This window comes from Bacillus sp. FJAT-45350 (assembly GCF_002335805.1).
Lineage (GTDB): Bacteria > Bacillota > Bacilli > Bacillales > NISU01 > FJAT-45350.
The window spans coordinates 234,616-256,313 of sequence record NZ_NISU01000003.1 but is presented as its reverse complement, the minus strand read 5'-3'; the positions used below and the strand labels follow the sequence as shown (position 1 = coordinate 256,313).

The 21,698-nt window shown below is 39.0% G+C and carries 12 protein-coding genes; all 12 read right to left on the bottom strand.

The features are described 5' to 3' along the window. Window positions 1–129: 129 nt before the first annotated feature. A complete protein-coding gene (murA, locus tag CD003_RS20240) occupies window positions 130–1,455 on the bottom strand; it encodes a UDP-N-acetylglucosamine 1-carboxyvinyltransferase (RefSeq protein WP_096203129.1) in 1,326 nt (441 codons plus the stop codon). 174 nt (window positions 1,456–1,629) lie between these two features. Beyond that, window positions 1,630–2,370, bottom strand: a complete 741-nt coding sequence (locus tag CD003_RS20235) for a YwmB family TATA-box binding protein (RefSeq protein WP_096203069.1) — start codon at window positions 2,368–2,370, stop codon at window positions 1,630–1,632. A gap of 143 nt (window positions 2,371–2,513) precedes the next feature. After that, entirely contained in the window at window positions 2,514–2,750 is a 237-nt protein-coding gene (locus CD003_RS20230; RefSeq protein WP_306453970.1) for a DUF1146 family protein, read from the bottom strand. Window positions 2,751–3,127: 377 nt separating this feature from the next. Continuing rightward, window positions 3,128–12,946: an S-layer homology domain-containing protein gene (locus CD003_RS20225; RefSeq protein ID WP_096203068.1), complete on the bottom strand. Its 9,819-nt coding sequence runs from the start codon at window positions 12,944–12,946 to the stop codon at window positions 3,128–3,130. 296 nt (window positions 12,947–13,242) lie between these two features. Further along, window positions 13,243–14,745: an NADH-quinone oxidoreductase subunit NuoN gene (gene nuoN, locus CD003_RS20220; protein ID WP_096203067.1), complete on the bottom strand. Its 1,503-nt coding sequence runs from the start codon at window positions 14,743–14,745 to the stop codon at window positions 13,243–13,245. A 6-nt stretch (window positions 14,746–14,751) separates the two neighbouring features. Then, window positions 14,752–16,260, bottom strand: a complete 1,509-nt coding sequence (locus tag CD003_RS20215; RefSeq protein WP_096203066.1) for a complex I subunit 4 family protein — start codon at window positions 16,258–16,260, stop codon at window positions 14,752–14,754. Continuing rightward, a complete protein-coding gene (nuoL, locus tag CD003_RS20210; RefSeq protein ID WP_096203127.1) occupies window positions 16,257–18,131 on the bottom strand; it encodes an NADH-quinone oxidoreductase subunit L in 1,875 nt (624 codons plus the stop codon). Before nuoL ends, CD003_RS20215 begins: the two co-directional genes overlap by 4 nt. An 18-nt stretch (window positions 18,132–18,149) precedes the next feature. After that, window positions 18,150–18,464: an NADH-quinone oxidoreductase subunit NuoK gene (nuoK, locus tag CD003_RS20205; RefSeq protein ID WP_096203065.1), complete on the bottom strand. Its 315-nt coding sequence runs from the start codon at window positions 18,462–18,464 to the stop codon at window positions 18,150–18,152. Next, entirely contained in the window at window positions 18,457–18,975 is a 519-nt protein-coding gene (locus tag CD003_RS20200) for an NADH-quinone oxidoreductase subunit J (RefSeq protein ID WP_096203064.1), read from the bottom strand. Before CD003_RS20200 ends, nuoK begins: the two co-directional genes overlap by 8 nt. Beyond that, window positions 18,972–19,397, bottom strand: coding sequence for an NADH-quinone oxidoreductase subunit NuoI (gene nuoI, locus CD003_RS20195; protein ID WP_096203063.1), 426 nt, complete (start codon window positions 19,395–19,397; stop codon window positions 18,972–18,974). The genes CD003_RS20200 and nuoI overlap by 4 nt, the downstream gene beginning before the upstream one ends. Before the next feature lie 204 nt (window positions 19,398–19,601). After that, on the bottom strand, window positions 19,602–20,597 hold the full coding sequence (gene nuoH, locus CD003_RS20190; RefSeq protein ID WP_096203062.1) for an NADH-quinone oxidoreductase subunit NuoH: 996 nt from the start codon (window positions 20,595–20,597) through the stop codon (window positions 19,602–19,604). After that, the gene (locus tag CD003_RS20185; RefSeq protein ID WP_096203061.1) at window positions 20,597–21,697 is read right to left on the bottom strand and encodes an NADH-quinone oxidoreductase subunit D; all 1,101 of its coding nucleotides are present in this window, start codon (window positions 21,695–21,697) and stop codon (window positions 20,597–20,599) included. The genes nuoH and CD003_RS20185 overlap by 1 nt, the downstream gene beginning before the upstream one ends. Window position 21,698: the final 1 nt, after the last annotated feature.

Here is a 21,698-nt window from a genome sequence, read left to right as displayed (position 1 = left end):
GGGAGATTGAGGATACTTATATATTCTTCATTAATAACATTGAGCCCTTTTAATTTCCGACATTAATTCTTTTAATTCATAACTCATAACCCATAATTCAGCATTAAAAAAAGCCCTTCCGGGCTTTTTTCAAACAAAGTTCGTATTCATTTTAAGTGGTGCTGGGGCGTCTAGGTTTTTAAGTTCACTTTCGGCTACTTCGTGAATTCGTTCTACGTCTGCTCCGATGCTTTGTAGCTTTCCTGCGAAGTCTACATAGCCTCTGTCTACGTGTTTTAGTTCGACAACGCGTGTTACGCCTTCTGCTACTAGACCAGCTAATACTAGCGCTGCACCTGCGCGAAGGTCTGTTGCAGCTACCTCAGCACCTTGTAGTTTACTTGGGCCTGAAATAATAGCTGAGCGGCCTTCAATTTTTATATTACCATTCATGCGTCGGAACTCTTCTACGTGCATGAAGCGGTTTTCGAATACTGTTTCTGTAATGACGCTTGTGCCCTTAGCACTTAATAATAGTGCCATCATTTGCGATTGCATATCTGTTGGGAATCCTGGGTGAGGCATTGTTTTAATATCAATCGGCTTTAAATTTTCTGGTCCGATAACACGAAGTCCGTTTTCCTCTTCTATTATCTCTACACCCATTTCCTCCATCTTTGCAATTAGTGGTCGTAGATGCTCAGAAAGTGCTCCTTCTACAAGAACGTTTCCTTTTGTAATCGCAGATGCAATCATAAAGGTACCTGCTTCGATTCGGTCAGGGATGACTGTATGCTCTGCACCATGCAGTTCTTCAACACCTTCAATTCGAATCGTTCCAGTGCCTGCTCCTCTTACTTTTGCACCCATTGCATTAAGATAATTTGCTAGACATACGATTTCTGGTTCTTCTGCTACGTTTTCGATAACTGTAGTACCTTCCGCCATAACAGCAGCCATCATAATGTTTTCTGTTGCACCAACACTAGGGAAGTCAAGATAAATTTTTGCACCTTTCAGTTTTCCATCGACTTTTGCTTCAATAAAGCCATTGCCGATTTCAACAATTGCTCCCATTGCTTCAAATCCCTTTAAATGTTGGTCAATAGGTCGTGAACCAATTGCGCAACCACCAGGTAGAGCTACTCTTGAATGCCCTACTCTAGCAAGCAATGGTCCCATAACAAGAAATGATGCTCTCATTTTACGAACATATTCAAATGGCGCCTCAGTCCCTAACTGCTTTTGTGCATCAACTTGAAATGCACCATTCTCATAATCCACATCAATATTTAAATTTCGTAAAACTTCTTTCATCGTGTATACATCAGCCAGTGTTGGCGCATCATAAATTTTGCTTGTGCCTTTACTTGCCAATATCGATGCTGCAATTACAGGCAATACTGCATTCTTAGCACCCTCTACTTTCACGGTGCCCTTGAGCTGCCTGCCTCCATGGACAATAATCTTTTCCAACATATTCCCCTCCGCGTCTTTATTTGAGCATCTACTAAGGAGGTTCAAAAGTTCGGAAACGATTGCCAGCGATAATTTCCGCTACATTCTCGATTCTGTCACCGTGATCCGTACCTAAAAGTTCCCACTTTAAATGGCACTCGTATCCTTACTTGAACACTCAGTTCTATTACATTAATATTCAGTCGTAATTATTGGCGTGCCAATTGTGACAGTCGTCTCACCGCCCATTCGTGGACTTTGTCTCAAGGCAACTTGAACATTCATTTGATTTTCATTTGTTTGAATTGAATCCATCCACTTCCTATTATATGCAGATAGGGAGACGAACGTTTCTTCATTTAACTCTTCAATTTTTTCGCTTGAAAGCTGGTTAAGATACAACTGTGCTGTTTCGTATAAGCTTCCTACTTCAATTGAGTGAGTCTTACCAGTTACTGTTGTAAAAATTGAGTTTTCATCCGGAAATAATTGCTCATATCGTTCGTGGAATTCATAGGCAATGTGCTGCCATGTATCTTCATTCCAGCTTGAACCATGGAGTTCATAGATGAGGTACATTGAATAAGACTGTCCACTAGGATAGGCTAGAACTGTAAGCTGTTCAACAAAGGGAAGTTCTGAATGAGCTTTCTGACCTTGAACTTTCCAATGTTCATCATCAATCTGTTGCCATTCAAACCCATCAAATCTCATTTTAAAATTGGTAAGATTTTTTTCGTACTCCTCTTTATCTTGTACGATCTGGTGCTCACCTCTTGTGTACAATCTCCATTCCGTCACATCAACCTCATTAACTTCCATTAATTGAACGATTTCTTCTACATGCCCAGCTTGTAGTTCTAATTCCCCGTCTAGCGGCAGTTGCGTAAATGCCATTGCAATAAAGCTTACTAAAATAACTATATTTTTCATCTCTTTATTTCCCCTCTCCGTACGATAACGGCGCTACGTTATTACTAACATTTTTACCATTGAGGGGAGCTACATACATGGAATTTGTAGTAAATGTTCGACAAATTCCAATAATAAGCAGAATTAAACATAGTTATTAAACTTTAGAACAAATACCTCAGCATTGTAGACCAATTCAAATAATCTAAAAAGAAACTGCTAACTAATTGGGCAATTGCGATGGTTACAATAATTTGCAGTGCTTTTGCCTTTGGTCCATTGGGCTCTTTTACAAATAAGTCAAATTTAAATGATTGCAATGCCCACCATGTTATGGCGAGGAATAGCAAATTGACGAAAATATGTATTAATGCTTGTTGTCCAAAGCTTTCAACCATCATAATTCAAAAAACTCCTTTGCTGTCTAAAAGCAAAATAAGCGACTTGTTTAATATACTTTAAACTACTTTTCCAAGAAAAGAGACATTTTACCCATTCATAACATATTAACAAATCCAAAAACAATCATACATAATATTTGTAGAAAAATCTATAGTTCTTATTAAATAAGCTTTCTGCCTTGAAACGTTCACACTTTTTGTGTTTTAAGTAATCTTAAAGGAACACTATCAAAATACATTTTTTCCCTTCACCACCACCTTTTATTTATACTCTGAATACCCTTAAATAGACATAGAAAAACTAAAAAAATTCACTAATTGTAGTTTTACATATAGAAAAGTGGATACCTCATTAAATGAGATATCCACTAATCAAATTACTTAAATAAATTTTCACCGTCACCATCTTTACGCTTGGTATAATAATGGTCTTGTGATGCTTCTTCTATTTCTTCAAATGCCCAATGCTCTTTCAATACGTCTGGCCAACTAGGTGTTGTAACTCCGTATAGTGGACCTCTTTCAAACATTCGATTAACAACTTTTGCTGCTTCTGCTCGTGTTAGATTTTTATTAGGACGAAACGTTCCATCTACGTAACCTGAAATGATACCTGAACTTTGAGTCGCTTCAATATAGTTGGTTGCCCAATGATTTTGGGCATCACTAAATGCAAACTCTGTTGGTACTATGATTTCTAATTTTCTATACCTTGAAGCTATTGCCGTCATTTCAGCACGTGAAATAGAAGCATCTGGTCTAAAGTTCCCTGTAGGATCCCCTTCCATTAGTCCTACTTCCTTCATAAACTCGATTACACCTTTAGCCCAATGAGTTTCCCGTACATCAGGGTAAGATGTTGTTGCTTTTGGCATTGACTCATCATATCCTAAGTTTCTTGCTAGCATTGCTGCCATTTGTGCTCGCGTTACACTCTCTTCTGGTTTGAATGTCCCGTCTGGAAAGCCGTTAATATACTTTTCATGAAAGCCGTGAGCGTCTTCTCTATCTAGCTCAATTAGTAATTCACCTAAGAACTTTGATAAGTCCTCACCTTCCCAGTTTAAGATAGTAAACGTACTAAATTTCTCAATATCAATTTGTTGACCTAGCTGTTGTTTATCATACGTAACTACTTTACCTCGTGTTAGAACTCGGTCGCCATCACTATGTTCAATAAATACCGCTAGACTGTTCAAGAATTTGTATCTTTCTTCTTCTTTCTCTGGTATTTCCACATCTTTTAGTGGTAATACTAGTGTTACTGGTCTACTTGGCATATTTGTTTCAATTGTCATCGGACGAGCAACAACATACGGCTTTAAAACATCCGATACTTTCTTAACAACATCTTCATTAATAGCTCGATTACGAACTTCTTGTTGTAATACGTCATCTTTAATTGGGATTAACCTAAAATATAAGTCTCCTGTTAGTCCCGCTAAAGAAGTTGCTGGTATGATTACTTTTCCGTTTTCAGTGACAATTTCTAAATTTATTCCCGAGCTAGAAAGCTCTTGAGCAGACTTTAAAGGAATTCGCACCATTATTTCACTAACTTCATCTTTTAAGTCAGGAATTATAATACGTGCAGTAGTTTGCTCAGCACCCTTTACTTTTTCCACTGTCTCAATTGCTTTTTCCGGTGTAAAAATAACTTCATCTTTTTTCGTTCCGTTCGGTGCTGTTGTTCTAATGATTGTTGCTGTTGATACGATAGTAGCTCCAGTTTCTCCTCCTGTTTCAACATCAATTGTTATAGTTTCTGTTGTTGGAGCAGGAGCACCACCACTCGGAGGTGGGTCTTTTAATTCAACTACAGTAAATGTACTAAATTTACTGATGTTAATTGAAAGACCTATTGGTTGGTTATCTTCATAAACAATCGTTGCCCCATTATCTGATACTCTTTTTAATACTTTATCTCCGTCACTATGCTCAATATAGATAGCAAGTGATTGCAGGAATTCATCTTGATTAACCATTGGTAATGTAATGCCATTACTGCTAAAAGTCATTATTAAATTAGTGTCATAATTAGCATAATTCGTTTCAATTTTCAACGGTGATCCTAATGTTTCTACTTGTTTGTTTCCGACATTAGCTTTGAGATTAGTATCATTTTGAATTGTATTTCTTACTTGTTGTTTGTGATTCTCTTCTTTTAATGGTAATAGGCGGAAGAAAAGATCTAAGTTGTTTTCTTTCATAGTGGCAAGTTGAGCTTTTTCTAATGTCAAATGAGCAAAGTCTGTTTTAACTTTAAGAGCGTCAACTCCTTGAGAAATTGCAGACACTGCTGTTCTTGGTATTTCTATTGCAAATTCATCTGCCTTGTTGTCCGGATCTTGAGGTACTGGTACCACCGCTGTTTTCCCATTAGCTGCAGCTGCTTGTGAAATAGATGTGGCTACATCATCAGATAAAATAACCTTATCAATCTTTGCAGTAGAATTTACACTACGGTCTGTCACATTAATTCTAGTAACTGGTATAGAAATTGAATTACTTCCCGTCCCAGGAGTTGTGATTGTACGACCATTGTCGTTATCTACTTGCTTATCTATTGTACTTGCTTTAACAATTAGTAGGAATGTTCTTTGCTTACTTACTTCGCCTTTAGTTACTGTTGCTGTTACAATGACACTTCTATCTGTTTCTTTTCTCGCAACATCTGCTACTAGCTCGCATCCTTCATTCTCACTCCGTGCAACGCAGTCAGAATCTGTAATAATAACCACTTCATTATTACGACTTGCTGACCACTTTACTTCCGTTTCATGACTATCCAACCGAATTAAATAAACATCGTCCGTGACACTTTCCCACGTATCACTTTCCTTTTTGTAACCTACATTTAGATTTCTTAACGTATCATCTACTTCTTCTTCATCTGTTAATAAGCGAAATGGTAGTGGTTCGCTTTCTACACCATTTACTTCTTGAGTAACAGTGTAATCCACTCCTTTTTCCATATCACTAAAAGTAAATGTTCCATCTTCATTTGCTGTACCACTCGCCACTACATTACCATCTTTGTCTTTCAAGATAACGGTTGCGCCTGGTACTAGATTACTTATTTCAACCGTACCATCAGCATCATTTACTTTTCCTTCAAGCGTCACTGGCTTATTTGGTGCTACATCGACGGCATTAGAGTGACTACTAGAAACTCCATTTACCGTTTGAACAACAGTATAGGCCTTACCTGGTGGAACATCTGTAAACTCATATGTTCCATCTGCTATAATTGTTCCGGTTATTATCTCAATACCATCTTTGTCATATAGTGTTACGATTGCTTCTGGAGTTCCTTCGCTAACAGTTAGTTTCCCTTCACCACTTACGCTTCCAGCAGCCTTTACAGGTGGTGGGATTTTCTTAAGGACAATATCATACTCTTGATTTAAACCTCCAGATGATGCTACAACTATTGCCTTATCAGCGTCTGTTATCGCTTCTACTGTAAGCTCCCCTGTCATTTCATCTATACTTACTCCTGTTACTACTGACTTTAGGCTCCACGTTACATCTTCTTGCATTTGAGCTCCGTATTGATTTTTCACAACGGCTGTATAGCTTTCGCTAGTGCTTCCCGTTGCTGGAACCTCTATTTCACTGGCGCCACTTACTTCGATCGTTGTCGCTACTTTCTTAACCATCGAAAAGTCATATCTCATAATCGTTTCACCAATGTGAATTACACCATCGCGAATCCAGCTATCTCCAATTTGAACATCCGTTGTTAGATCAGTACGACTATCATATTTCACATATCCATCTTTTTCACCGACTAGATAATAATCTCCCTGAGCAAATACCATCCATGCATAGTTACCAATTTCGGCAGTATCTTCATTCTCTAGCCAATCCGTCGAAATTTGAGGATTCTCATTTTGATTCGGTGGGAAATCAGGTAATACCGGCAAAGGTACAAGCTCTCCAGGGATACGTCCTTTTTCTTTATTTAGGTCAGTATCTGCCCAATACAACTTCATATTAACTCCAGAAATCAGTTCCCCTGTAACAGAGTCAGTTATGAGTCCGTATGGGTCAATGAGCTCAAATTGAACGACAATTTGACCATCTTCACCAACTTTAATTTCTGTATATTCTCCCGCCATACGATTTCCATCAATTTCTACATTAAAAACAACTTCATATGTTTTACCGGCTTCAAATCCTAGTAATTCGTATTTCCCATCATTATCAATTGTTGCGGTTACTCGATTATCCGGGTCATTCAACACTTGCACAACTAGATTTGAGTTTTCTGGTAGTACTTCATTCATTGTTTTAACTATTTTATTATTTGTACCAACAAATAACTGTCCACTGACTTTTCTTTCTGGCTTAAACTTCTCTTCTTGCCCTGTTGCTTGAACACTTACCTGCTGAGTAAAAGTCGTAGTAACTTCTCTACCTCCAAACATCATCGTAACTTCAATGTTAAGGGTATAATTACCACCACGGGGTACAATAATACTGTAGTTTCCATCTTCATCAGTAGTAGCTTCATATTTTATACCATCAATTTCAACCCAAACCGTTGCATTACTAATCGGTTCTCCGTCTGCATCAAGGACTTGCCCTTGAATTATTGGCGGTGCAAAATGAATATTAATTTCTTCTTCAGCAAATATTCCATTTTGAGGACTATCTACAGTAGCTTTCACTACTTCAATAACTGGTTCTGTTCCTTCAATTTTACTTGAAGTTAATGTTACTGTTGCTTCTCCATCACTATTTGTTGTTGCAATTGGAGAAGACAAACTACCTGCAGTTGCTGCGAATTCAACTTCGATGTTAGGTATGGGGTTACCCTCTGAATCTTTTAATACAGCCTTTAAAGTAGCTTGAGAGTATCCATCACCTACTATCGATGTTGGATTAGAAGTTAGGCTTAAGTCTACTTCTTGTTGCAAGACTGGTAATATCATTACTAGATTTTCTTCACTTTCCGCTTTTCCTGTTGCTTTCGCTCTTACACTTAATGCGTCAGTTGCGGATAACGTCTTTCCTTCGGTTACCTCGACAGTCCATGTTCCATCTTCTTTGACTGTGCCTGTTCCAATTACATCTTCTCCTCGTGTAATCGTGATCACTGCACCTACTTCTGGCGATGTCCCGCTTACTGTCTCCATTCCTGCTCGAACTGGCTCTGTCACGACTGGTTTCACTGTTTGTTCTTGTACTGTTACTTTTACCGTCCAATTTTTCGTTGTTCCGTCTTCGGCTGTCACGACATACGTGACTTCATTTGTAAAGTCGTTTGGCGTGGCTTCACTTGTTTGTACTGACTCGCCTACTTTGGCACTCGCTTTGTCAGATAACGTAAACGTTGCGACTAATTGGTCTACTTCTGTTCCGTGTGCTACTTCGATTGCGATGGTTCCTGTTTCACTATGGATCGTCGCAGCTCCTGTCTGTTCTTCAAAGCTGTACGATGTGATTTCTTTTTCATTACTTAATTCATTCTGGACTACCACTGGGGTTACTTCACTTTCCGCTTTTCCTGTTGCTTTCGCTCTTACAATTAGTGCGTCAGTTGCCGATAACGTCTTTCCTTCAGGTACCTGTACCGTCCATATACCATCTTCATTGACAGTGCCTGTTCCGATTACATCTTCTCCTCGTGTAATCGTGATCACTGCACCTGGTTCTGTCGATGTTCCTCTTATTGTCTCCATGCCTGCTCGAACTGGATCTGGTATGACGGGTGTAGCTGTTTGTTCTTGAACTGTCACTTGTACCGTCCAGTTTTTCGTTGTTCCGTCTTCCGCTGTCACGACATACGTTACTTCATTTGTAAAGTCGTTTGGCGTGGCTTCACTTGTTTGCACTGCCTCGCCTACTTTGGCACTCGCTTTGTCAGACAACGTAAACGTTGCGACTAATTGGCCTACTTCTGTTCCGTGTGCTACTTCGATGGCGATCGTCCCTGTTCCACTATTAATCGTCGCAGCTCCTGTCTCTTTTTCAAAGCTGTACGTTGTGATTTCTTTTTCACCACTTAATTCATTCTGGACTACCACTGGGGTTACTTCACTTTCCGCTTTTCCTTCTGCTTTCGCTGTCACACTTAATGCGTCGGTTGCGGATAACGTCTTTCCTTCGGTTACCTCGACAGTCCATGTTCCATCTTCTTTGACGATTCCTGTTCCGATTACATCTGGTCCTCGTGTAATCGCGATCACTGCACCTACTTCTTGCGATGTCCCACTTACTGTCTCCATTCCTGCTCGAACTGGCTCTGGTATGACAGGTGTAGCTGTTTGTTCTTGTACTGTCACTTGTACCGTCCAATTTTTCGTTGTTCCGTCTTCGGCTGTCACGACATACGTTACTTGATTTGTAAAGTCGTTTGGCGTAACTTCACTTGTTTGTACTGCCTCGCCTACTTTGGCACTCGCTTTGTCAGACAACGTAAACGTTGCGATTAATTGGTCTACTTCTGTTCCGTGTGCTACTTCGATGGCGATCATTCCTGTTCCACTATGGATCGTCGCAGCTCCTGTCTGTTCTTCAAAGCTGTACGATGTGATTTCTTTTTCATTACTTAACGCATTCTGGACTACTACTGGCGCTATTTCACTTTCCGCTTTTCCTGTTGCTTTCGCTGTTACACTTAGTGCGTCGGTTGCCGATAACACCTTTCCTTCACTTACCTGTACCGTCCATGTCCCATCTCCATTAACGGTACCTGTTCCGATTACATCTGCTCCTCGTGTAATCGTGATTACTGCACCTGTTTCTGTCGATGTTCCACTTATGGTCTTCATCCCTGCTCGTACGGGCTCTGTTACAACTGGTGTAGCTGTTTGTTCTTGTACTGTTACTTGTACCGTCCATTCTTTCCTTGTTCCGTCTTCTGCTGTCAGGATATAAATTACTTCATTTGTAAAATCGTTTGGCGTAACTTCACTTGTTTGTACTTCCTCGCCTACTTTCGCACTCGCTTTGTCTGACAACGTAAACGTTGCGACTAATTGGTCTACTTCTGTTCCGTGTGCTACTTCGATTGCGATCGTCCCTGTTCCACTATGGATCGTCGCAGCTCCTGTCTGTTCTTTAAAGCTGTACAATGTGATTTCTTTTTTATCACTTAATGCGTTCTGGACTACCACTGGGGCTACTTCACTTTCCGCTTTTCCTTCTGCTTTCGCTCTCACACTTAATGCGTCAGTTGCCGATAACGTCATTCCTTCAGTTACCTGTACCGTCCATGTCCCATCTACATTGACAGTGCCTGTTCCGATTACTTCTGTTCCTCGTGTAATCGTAATTACTGCACCTGGTTCTGTCGATGTTCCTCTTATTGTCTCCATGCCTGCTCGAACTGGCTCTGGTATGACAGGTTTAGCTGTTTGTTCTTGTACTGTTACTTGTACCGTCCAATTTTTCGTTGTTCCATCTTCTGCTTTCACGACATACGTGACTTCATTTGTAAAGTCGTTGGGCGTAACTTCACTTGTTTGTACTGCCTCGCCTACTTTGGCACTCGCTTTGTCAGACAACGTAAACGTTGCGATCAAATCCTCGACTTCTGTTTCATGGGCTACTTCGACAGTGATTGTTCCTACCTCACTATCGATCGTCGCTACTTTAGTTTGTTCTTCAAAGCTGTACGCTGTGATTTCTTTTTCATTACTTAACCCAGCTTGCACTGCAATGATTCCTTTCGGTGCCCCTATATCTTTATCATTATTTACTCCATTTGGTAACGTACCGAATGTTCCTGAAAACTCATACTCTCCTACATTATTCCCTTGGTATTCTGGTGTTGAATTATCACTCCATGTTATTGGTACTGTAACCTCTTCACCATCTTCTAGCACGACTGTCACTTCTGTTCCCAATGCGGCTTTTGCATCTTCTATACTCGTTCCATATGCTACAGTTTTCGTTACGTCAGCTACGTCTTCAATACTCACTGATCCTCCAGCAATAGAAAAAATACTAGTAGCCTCTGCTTCATTGCCATAATCATCATAAGCAATTGCTATTACTTGATAATCTCCTTCTAATAATGGTGAACTAACATCATATTCCCAAGTTGTACCGGTCGGCACAACTTCTTCTATAAAAACAAACTCATCTCCTCGCAACATTTTTAAGTTTACTAATGATCCAGCCTGAACAGTACCTCCTATCGTCGGTTCTGTTTCTGCAATAAATCCGTATTCATCTGGTACAGGAGCAGTAATATTTACAAATGTACTTGCAATAATTCTGAGTTCCTGAGTTGCCTTAATGTTATTATCTTCTACCAATTCCGCATTTATTGTATAATCAGACCCTGTTAATTCGTTATTAACTTCTAGGAACCATCTATTATTTACTACATCTACTGTTTCCTCTATTCCTCCAATTTTTACTCGTACCTTATCTAGACCATCATCTAAATTTGTTGTACCCCTTATGATGGGTGTTCTATCATTAATAACTACCCGATCAGGTACTCCACTTCCATTATCAATCGTAATGGACTTCTCTGAAACTGTGTGGCTTTTATATGCGTACGCAAATTCAGTGCCTGCAGCATTCTTAGCAATTGCTCTTACTGTGTAAGTTCCTACTCTTAACGGTGTTTCTAACGGTTCCACAGACCAATTATTATTATTTCGTGTATCACGAATTTCTATTGTTCTGTAAGGTCCTCCGTCTCTCGAAATTTGTATTTCAACAGATTCAGCACCACTAGATTTACCTGTTATTTCTGGTCTAGCTGAACCTGTTGCATGTATCGAATCAATAGAAACGGATAATGGAGTAATTATTTCCACGCCATCTTTCAAATAAATTAATTGTTGAGTCACTGTTGCTAATACAGTTCCTTGTCCTTGCTGATGAATTTTTACAGTAATACTATTGTTCCCTGCTTGTAATTTACTTTTATCTATTAAATAACTCCAAGTAGTGTTAGTATCTTTGTTTGCATCTGCTGCTTGCTCATTATGAACAGTAGTTTGTATATAGTTACCATTATTACTTACAGTAAATGTACCATTAATCCTTAATTTCCCATTACCATCAAAATCATTATCGGTTACTTCTCTAATATTTCCATCTTCAATTGTTATCGTGTTTGCATTATTGGTTTTTTCTATTTCAATCTCCTTAGAAGCCTTTACTTTTACAGACTTATCACCAACTTCATCCTCTACATATGCTACTAAGGTATATATACCATTTCTATCTGGAACCATAGCAGTACCGGATGATAAATTAGTTGTCCAGCTATAATCACCATTTGTTCCGGTTGGTGTGATCGTTCTTGTCTGGTCGTTAATTTCTATTGTTACATTTTTATTTACTGATACTTTTCCACTAACAGTAATATTATTTGATTCAAATTTTTCCTTTGCTGGTCCATTTATTGAGATCGTTGGCGGCGAACTAGTTAACTGTGGAACTAAATCTTTATCTGGATCTCCAAGTTCAATCGCCTGTAATCCACTAAAACTAGTCGTACTTCCACCACTACTTCCTGTATCCATCCATTCCTTATTAATCACTGATAAATTAGCAGCTTTTGAAGTTCCAAAAAATACTTGAACCGGAGTCGTTTTAGTAATTTCTGGTGCAATCTCATTTATCCGTTCTATCGGCACTTGAAAATCTAAAAAGTAATGTCCATTTCCATCAGGCGTAATTTCTGTACCTGGTACGGAGTTTCCACCTTGAGTTGGTGTAACATAAATAGGCTGCACGTTTCCTCCACTAGAATCAGCAACATAAACATAATCATAATGTGGTGACTTACCATTTACACCAATAGTCGCTTTATGTTCACCACCTACTGCTAGTTTTACTAACCACACAGATGATAGAAATCCACCTTTTCGATCATACGGGTCCCCTTTTAACCTTAATCTTACAAAAAAGTTCGAGCCATCCGATGCCACATACATAGATGGTAAATTGCCTACTCCTCTATCAACTCCACTTGTGATATCGACATCAATCGGATTGACATCTGCACCAGGATCAAGTATTGATTTTCCATCACCAGTTGTATATGGAGTAAAAACTGTTGGCCAAGGTTTTGGCGTATCTCCTTTTGTTAGAATTTCTTGAGAATTTGCATCCACAATACTCGCAGGCATTGCAGGTAGCACTGTTAGAAACAACATAATAAAAATCGAAAAAATATTAAGTGCTCTTGTCAATTTTCTCTTTACTTTTATACACATATAAACCTCTCCCTTAACCTCAACTTAAATTTATTGTTTTTTAGTAATAAAGCTTGAAAATTCAGGTAAATAGCTACTGCAAACATTTTGTATTAGTATAAAAGTTTCATTATGCTATTATAGTTACTTTAAGTCACTAATATGTAGTTCTTTATACCTATATTTATTATTATTTTATAGAAGTTCATATTAAAAAGGCGGTTTATTTATTAGCAGAAAGAAGAAAACATAAAAAAACAGAGAAGGGCTAGCCTTCTCTGCACGTAATTGTTAAAAATCTTTTTAAGCTTATTCTATTACGAGCGTTGGAATATCTCCGAAAAATCCAAGAACTCATTAAAGAAATCAAACGCAATATTCGGGAAGAACCCAAGTCCGATTGTTCCAACTACTGCAATAATAATCACAACATAAACCCCAATCGGAGCTTTTATTGGCTCAGTTGATTCAGCTGGTCTGAAGAACATCTGTGTCATAATTCCAAAATAGTAGAAGTATGAAATAACCGATGTAGCGATCATAATTGCTGCTAATACGTAGTGCTCTGTACTAATCGCACCGATAAAGATATAGAATTTACCCATGAACCCTGCTGTAATAGGAATACCAGCTAAGGATACAAGGAAGATTGCCATACTAATTGCAAGCAGAGGTGCGCGTCGGTATAGACCGGCAAAGCTTGAAATGTTTTCTGATTTTGTTTGCTCTGTCACCATTTGTAAGATAGCAAATGCTCCTAGGTTCATAAATAAGTACGCAACTAGGTAGAACCAAACGTTTTCAAACATCATGATTGACAGTGTGACAAATGGTACAAGTAAGTAACCTGCTTGCGCGACACTCGAGTATGCAAAAAGACGTTTCACATTCGTTTGTCTTAATGCCATCACATTACCAACCACCATTGTTACTACTGCCATTGCAGCAATGTAAATTTGTGCATCTAGTAAAAGTGGCTGTGTTAAATCAGTACCTGGTGCTCCTGCGAAAATAACTAGCAAGAAGCGAAGAATAATTGCAAATCCTGCTGTTTTTGATACTACACTTAAAAAGGCTGTAACAGGTGTTGGTGACCCTTGATAGACATCAGGAGACCACATATGGAACGGTGCTGCTGCTACTTTAAATACAAGACCTACTAGCACTAGGAAGAAAGAGAACATTAGTAGAAAGCTATTCTCCATCACTACAGGATTTTGCATTGCTGCACTAATTTCGAATAAGTTCGTGTGACCAGTTAAACCGTACACATAACTCATACCGAATAGTGTAATTGCAGTTGCAATTCCTCCATTAACTAAATACTTGAAGGCTGCTTCATTTGATTGTAGGTTGTTCTTTCTAAGACCAGCCATTATATAAGAAGATAAAGATAATAACTCAAGACCAACAAATAATGTAATCATGTCGGCACTTGATGCCATAATCATACCACCAAGTAAGGCAGTTAAAAGTAAGTAGAAAAATTCTCCTCTGTACGTAATTTCATTTTTTCCATAATCAATTGCCATCAATAGTACAAGTAGTGTACCAACCAACATTATTAATTTAAAGGCAATCGAAAAGGAATCTAAACGGTACGTGTCATGTAAAATCATTTGCACTGGCTCATTTAACTGCCCTAGAAGAAAGATAAGGGCAACTGCCACACCTGCAACAGCAAACCAACCTAGTATATTTCTGTTTGTTTTGTCTTTCATGAACAAATCAATTAGCGATAAGAGAGTGGCAACAATGAGAATCGTAAATTCTGGTGCCATTATCCCCCATGGGTAACTAAGTAACGTTTCGAGATCCATTTTTGTTTACCCCCCTATCCCTGAAAGAATGATTTGCAATGAAACTTGAAGTGGTTCTGCTAAAACGCTTGGGAATATCCCGATTAGGACGATAAATCCAATTAGTACAATCACAGGCACCATTTCAATTGGACGAATATCTTGAAGCTCGATCCACTCATCTTTTGTTGGACCAAATGTCACATTTAGAACAGCTCGTAATAAGTAAACAGCTGTCATAATGATCCCCAGTGTACCAACGGCTGCAATAATAGGCATTTCTCTAAATAAGCCTAAAAATGCTAGAAACTCACTTATGAAACCAGACATACCTGGCAACCCTAACGAAGCCATTGCTCCTACTAATAGGAATCCAGATGCTAGTGGCATCGAACGTGCTAGACCACCAAGTTTATTAATATTCGATGTATTCGTTCTTTCATAATAAACTCCAACTAAGAAAAACAGTAAAGCTGAAATTAAACCATGAGATACGACCTGGAATACAGCCCCTTGAACCCCTACTTCATTTAACGCTGCAAGACCAATCAGGACGATACCCATATGAGAAATACTTGAATACGCTAGAACCATTTTTAAATCTGTTTGAATAAAAGCCAAGTACGCTCCATATAAAAGGTTAATTACCCCTAAAATTGCAAGTAACACTGCAAGCTGTTGTACTTGCTCTGGGAAGAAGCCAACTCCAAATTGAATCAATCCGTATGCCCCGATTTTTAATAGAACACCAGAGTGAATCATTACGATCGCAGGCGGTGCTTGAACGTGAACTCGAAGCATCCACGTATGTAACGGGAATATTGGTAGCTTCACACCAAAAGCAATTAATAGGGCAATTAGTACTCCCCATTTGAAGTTATCAGCTTCAGGTCCAAACATTTGTAATGTCATCGCTAATTCATCAATGTTTAATGTTCTTGTATGAACAAATAACGCAACAAAAGCAATTAACAATACTGCTGAACCTAATCCATTATAAATAAGAAAGCTATTAGCCGCTTTCTCTCTATCCATATAGCCCCATTTACCAATAAGGAAGTACATTGGAATTAATGTAAGCTCAAAGAACAGGAAGAATAGGAATAGGTTTTGAGATGCAAATACACCAAGCATCCCTATCTCTAGTAAAAGGAATAGCATGAAATAGCCTTTCCATTCTTTTTTAATATGAATGGAAGCAATCGCAGCTAGACTGGCTACTATAGCAGTTAATAAAATTAACACCATTCCAAAACCGCTTAAACCTAGTTCATAATCAATTGCTAGGTCCACACCGAACATTTGTAGTCCAACATTACTGAAGTTAATCCATTCTCTTGATTCAGCAAATTGGTTTCCAATGACTGTGCGGTCAAAAGAAGCATAAGCCATAATTGCTAACGCAAGTGGTAACAACGTAGCTGCAAAGCCGACTCCTTTAATTAACCCTTCATTTTGCCTTGGAATAAAGGCTAACAAGATAATCCCTAGGATTGGGGAGAAGATGAGTAGGCTTAGAAAATATGATTCTGTCATCCAAAATACCCCCCTGTAATCGTCAAGACAACAAGGATAACAACAAGACCTAGAAAGGCTACTGCACCGTACGTTTGTACTTGACCATTTTGTAATCTTGCATTTGCTCGACCGAGCGTTTCAGTGAAGTTCACAATACTTTGAACCGCAAACTCAACTATATACTTTTCAATATAGTATAAAAGATAGCTAAACACTGTTGTTCCTTTTACAAAGGTACGGTCATATGCTTCATCAATGTAGTATTTGTTGTACAGAAGTTTGTATGGTCCCGAATTTGCTTGAGCGATCTTTTCTCGGGAAATACTTTTCTTACCATAGATTAACCATGCAACATAAATACCAAGTAGTGATACAAATACTGCTAACGGCATAATCCAGCCTGGATCACTGACATACTCATATCCAATTGTCCAAGGCGACTGTGCGAGCCAATCCCCTAAGAATGTTCCGAACCAGTGAGTATGGACAAAACCAGATACGACAGCAAGAACTCCAAGTACCATCATTGGTACCGTCATAATTGCCGGAGATTCATGAACCTTGCTAATATCTCCTCGAGGCTTACCTACAAAGACCATAAAGAATAGACGGAACATATAAACAGCTGTTAAAAATGCAGTAATTACTGCTAATGCAAACAGCCCATAACGACCATCAGCAAATAATGTTAAAAGAATTTCCTCTTTACTGAAGAACCCTGAGAATAATGGGAAACCGGCAATTGCCAAGCAACCAATTAAGAATAGGACCCCAGTTGTTTTCATCTTGTTCCAAAGGCCACCCATCTCTTCGATGTTTTGCGTATGGACCGCATGAATGACACTACCTGCAGCTAAGAATAGCAATGCTTTGAAAAAGGCATGAGTCATTAAGTGGAACACCGCTGCAATATAGCCTGCAGAACCAAGTGCGAGCATCATATAACCAAGCTGACTTACTGTTGAATAAGCAAGTACACGTTTAATATCCTTTTGTGTTAAACCAATTGTCGCAGCAAAAATTGCTGTTATCCCACCGATAACTGCAACAGTTGTTAATGCAGTTTGAGAAGCTGCAAATAACGGGAACATTGTTGCTACTAGGTATACACCTGCTGCAACCATAGTCGCGGCATGAATAAGGGCAGAAACTGGTGTTGGACCTTCCATCGCATCAGGTAACCACGTATGTAGCGGGAATTGACCTGATTTCCCCATTGCCCCAACAAAGATTAAAATTGCTGTTAAGGTAATCATACCTTCTGTTAAACCGTTGTCTTGAACTGCTTGGAAAATGACATCAAATTCAAAGCTTCCTACTTGCCAGAATAAAAGCATCATCCCAATGAATAACCCTACGTCCCCGATACGAGTTACGATAAAGGCTTTTCTCGCAGCTGCTCTTGCTTCTTTTTTGAAAAAGTAGAAACCAACGAGTATGAATGAACATACCCCTACTAATTCCCAGAAGATATACAATTGTAAAAGATTTGGTGAAATTACGAGTCCAAGCATTGAGAATGTAAACAATGCTAGATACGAGTAAAATACAGGTACTCTCTCACTATCAGTAGCTGTCATATAGCCTTTTGAATACATATGTACTAAAAAACTAACTAGGGTAACTACCACAAGCATAATTGCATTTAATTGATTTACGACAAACCCCATCGTAATTGATATATCCCCAATTGTTAACCACTCAAATTGATACTTTACATCCATTCCAGTCATACGTTCAAATAAAACGAGGACGGACATAATGAGGGCTACTAGCATTAGGGCCATTCCGACAAAGGCGCCACTTTCCTTCAACCTGCGACCAAAGAGGACGAGGATAATAAAGGATAGGAGCGGTAATAGCGGTATTAACCATGCAATCTCCATCATAACTATCACAATCCCTTCCTATCGCTTCATAAGGTCCATTTGGTCCACATTGACAGTCTTCCGGTTTCGGTAGAGAGCTATCAGTATGGCTAGACCTACGGCTGCCTCAGCAGCTGCAACAGTTATTGTAAACAACGAAAATATTTGTCCTGTAATTCCTGGATTCATTCCATGTAATGAAAAGGCAACTAAGTTAATATTCACTGCATTAAGCATCAATTCAATTGAAATAAGGATAACAACTGCGTTTCTTTTTGTTAACACACCGAACATACCGATACAGAAGAGTAATAAGGCGACAACTAGATAAACAGATAAAGGAATACTACTCACGTGTTTCCGCCTCCTCTTCCTCGTCATTTTTAGCTAGTGCAACTGCTCCAACAAGAGCAACTAGTAAAATGACACCGACTGTTTCAAATGGGATAACAAATTTGGAGAAGATTTCAATACCAATTTGGCGAACATTATCTTCATGTAAACCAACCGCTTGTTCTTCGAAAGATAAATCATTAATCCCAACAAACATAATAATAAAGAATGCTACAACCCCAACTAATACTGCTAGAGAACGCCAAATGCTAACCGTTAGCACTTGTTTGTCGTCATGCTTTGTCAGCATGATACCAAATAGCATGACAATTGAAATCGCCCCAGCATATATGAGTACTTGAACAAAGGCAATGAACTCAGCTGAAAGCAGAACATAAAACCCTGCAATACTGATAAATGTAAATGCGAGAGCAACGATAATATGAACGACTTTCGTTAAGTTAATCATCAGAACGCCACCACTAATGGCAATAAGGGCTAGAGCAAAGAAGGCGAGTAATTCTCCATTCATGCTTTGTTCTCCTCCCTCACGTTCGTATCGTTTTCATCAAGCCATTCTAGGTTCTTAAATAAATCATCTCTGCTATACTCTGCCAATTCAAAGTTATTCGTCATTACAATCGCCTCTGTCGGGCAGACCTCTGTACATAAGTCACAAAGGATACAGATTTCGAAATTAATATCATATGTGTCAATGATTTTCCCCTTTTTATTTGGGTCCGGATGGGGCTTCCCTGTTAGCTGGATGCAATCGGTGGGACAAATAGCTGCACATTGATTACAAACAATGCACTTTTCAGGATAAAACTTTTGTATCCCACGAAATCGGTCCGGCATAGGTATAGCTTCATCTGGATAACTAGTGGTCACATTGTTTTTTGTAAGGTTACTTAATGTGTATTTCAGACCTTTGACAAGACCTTTACCAAACATGTCATTCACTCCTTCGTTTGATGTAAAGCTGAGTGACTGTTTTCTTTATATAAAATACCAGGAGACAGCTCTCACAATCGAGAAACTGATTCCTACCAAATCATCTTATCCATTCATTACAATCTCTCAGCACAATACTAGCCCGCGCCCCTAAAGAACCAGGCTACATAACTGCACCACTGCGCATTACAAATCCTTTATATTTTATAAAAAGAATTCTTTTACTAGCGCTGTGATGATAATGTTAACAATGGCAATTGGTAATAGAACCTTCCATGCCAATCCCATTAGTTGGTCTCCACGGACACGAGGCATGGTACCACGTAACCAAATCATAAAGAATACAACAGCTGAGAACTTTAACGCAAACCACACTACTCCTGGGATGAATTCTAAGAAGATAATCGGCTGCCAGCCACCTAAGAATAAAACTGTCGTTAACGATGCCATCGCAAACAGGTATACATACTCAGCTAACATGAAGAACGCCCAACGGAAGCCTGAGTATTCAACATGATACCCTGCGACGATTTCAGATTCACCTTCTGGTAAATCAAAAGGGGTACGATTTAATTCTGCAATTGCAGCTACTAGGAAAACTAAGAAACCAAGGATTTGAGGAACAATAAACCAAACATTTGCTTGTGCATTAACAATTTCAATAAGGTTTAAACTTCCTGTTAGTAATACAATCCCCACTACTGATAGTACTAGTGGAACTTCATACGAAATCATTTGGGCAGCAGCCCTCATTCCACCAATTAAGGCATACTTATTATTAGATGCCCAACCAGCAGAAACCATCCCAATTGTCGTAATCCCTGAGACAGCTACATAGAACAATAAGCCAATCCCAATGTCAGTGAAATAGAGATTTTCAGAAAAAGGTATAACTGCTAACACAACGAACGCAGGTACAAACGCAATGATGGGTGCTAGGATGAATAATGGCTTATCTGCTTTTTTCGGAATAACATCTTCCTTCAGTAAAAGCTTCAAAACATCCGCTACGGTTTGGAATAATCCTAAAGGACCGAGTCTATTGGGTCCAACACGTAGCTGCATATATCCTAATACCTTTCTTTCAGCCAAAATAGCATATGTAACAAAGCCTAGTACGATCCCTAGCATAGCGGCTGCCAAGCCCATGAAGATAGCTCCATTAAGCCAACTAGGTGCTGATGTAAGAAGCTCGTTCATTAGCCATCAACCTCCCCAAGTACAATATCAATTCCACCAAGAATGGCAATTAGGTTGGCGATAGACTCTCCTTCTAACAGCTTCGGTAGAATCTGTAAGTTGTAAAATGATGGTCTTTTAAATTTCAGGCGATATGGCTCTTTTTTTCCTTTACTTGCAATATAACAACCGATTTCACCACGTGGCGATTCAATGCGGACATACGTTTCTCCAGCTGGTGGTTTAATGATTCTCGGTGTTTTGGCTTGAATGGCACCATCTTTAGGAAACTGTTCGACTGCTTGCTCAATAATTTTCAACGATTCTTCTATTTCTTGCATTCGAATGAAGTATTTTGATAAACAATCTCCATCTTCATGTGTTGGTACATCAAAATCAAAGCGGTCATAAATTGAATAAGGTTCATCCTTACGTAAATCCCACTTCACACCTGTACAGCGAATGTTTGCTCCACTCATTGAATAATTAATTGCATCTTCCTTCGTATACTTCCCTACGCCTCTCATACGTGCTAAAAAGATTTCGTTTCCTGAAACAAGGTTATGATATCCTTGTAGCTCTTCACGTAAGTAAGGAACTAAGTCACGTACCTTTTCAATCCATCCGTCTGGTGCATCCCACTTAACACCACCAACACGCATGTAGTTAAATGTTAACCTTGCACCTGAGATTTCATTTAATAGGTTAATAATCATTTCACGCTCACGGAAGGCATACAAAAATGGACTCATCGCGCCTAAGTCTAATAAGTACGTCCCAAACCATACAAGATGGCTAGCAACCCTTCCAAGCTCCATTACGATGACTCGTAAATACTCTGCTCGTTCTGGGATTTCAAGCTCCATCATCGTCTCTACAGCGTGACAGAGGACATAATTATTTGTCATGGCCGATAAATAGTCCATTCGGTCAGTATAAGGAATGATTTGTGTATACTGTAAGTTTTCAGCTAACTTTTCTGTACCACGATGAAGATAGCCAACTACTGGAATAGCCTCTTTAATGATTTCCCCATCTATTTTTACAACTAAACGGAATACACCATGTGTACTCGGATGCTGTGGACCTACATTTAATAACATTTCTTCCGTACGAATCATT

Bases quoted from the DNA above. Each gene is read 5' to 3' on its own strand.
- nuoI (WP_096203063.1), bottom strand. From the start codon at position 19,397: ATGTTTGGTAAAGGTCTTGTCAAAGGTCTGAAATACACATTAAGTAAC.
- nuoL (WP_096203127.1), bottom strand. From the start codon at position 18,131: ATGATGGAGATTGCATGGTTAATACCGCTATTACCGCTCCTATCCTTT.
- CD003_RS20235 (WP_096203069.1), bottom strand. From the start codon at position 2,370: ATGAAAAATATAGTTATTTTAGTAAGCTTTATTGCAATGGCATTTACG.
- nuoH (WP_096203062.1), bottom strand. From the start codon at position 20,597: ATGAACGAGCTTCTTACATCAGCACCTAGTTGGCTTAATGGAGCTATC.
- nuoN (WP_096203067.1), bottom strand. From the start codon at position 14,745: ATGGATCTCGAAACGTTACTTAGTTACCCATGGGGGATAATGGCACCA.
- CD003_RS20200 (WP_096203064.1), bottom strand. From the start codon at position 18,975: ATGAATGGAGAATTACTCGCCTTCTTTGCTCTAGCCCTTATTGCCATT.
- CD003_RS20185 (WP_096203061.1), bottom strand. From the start codon at position 21,697: ATGATTCGTACGGAAGAAATGTTATTAAATGTAGGTCCACAGCATCCG.
- CD003_RS20215 (WP_096203066.1), bottom strand. From the start codon at position 16,260: ATGACAGAATCATATTTTCTAAGCCTACTCATCTTCTCCCCAATCCTA.
- CD003_RS20230 (WP_306453970.1), bottom strand. From the start codon at position 2,750: ATGATGGTTGAAAGCTTTGGACAACAAGCATTAATACATATTTTCGTC.
- CD003_RS20225 (WP_096203068.1), bottom strand. From the start codon at position 12,946: ATGTGTATAAAAGTAAAGAGAAAATTGACAAGAGCACTTAATATTTTT.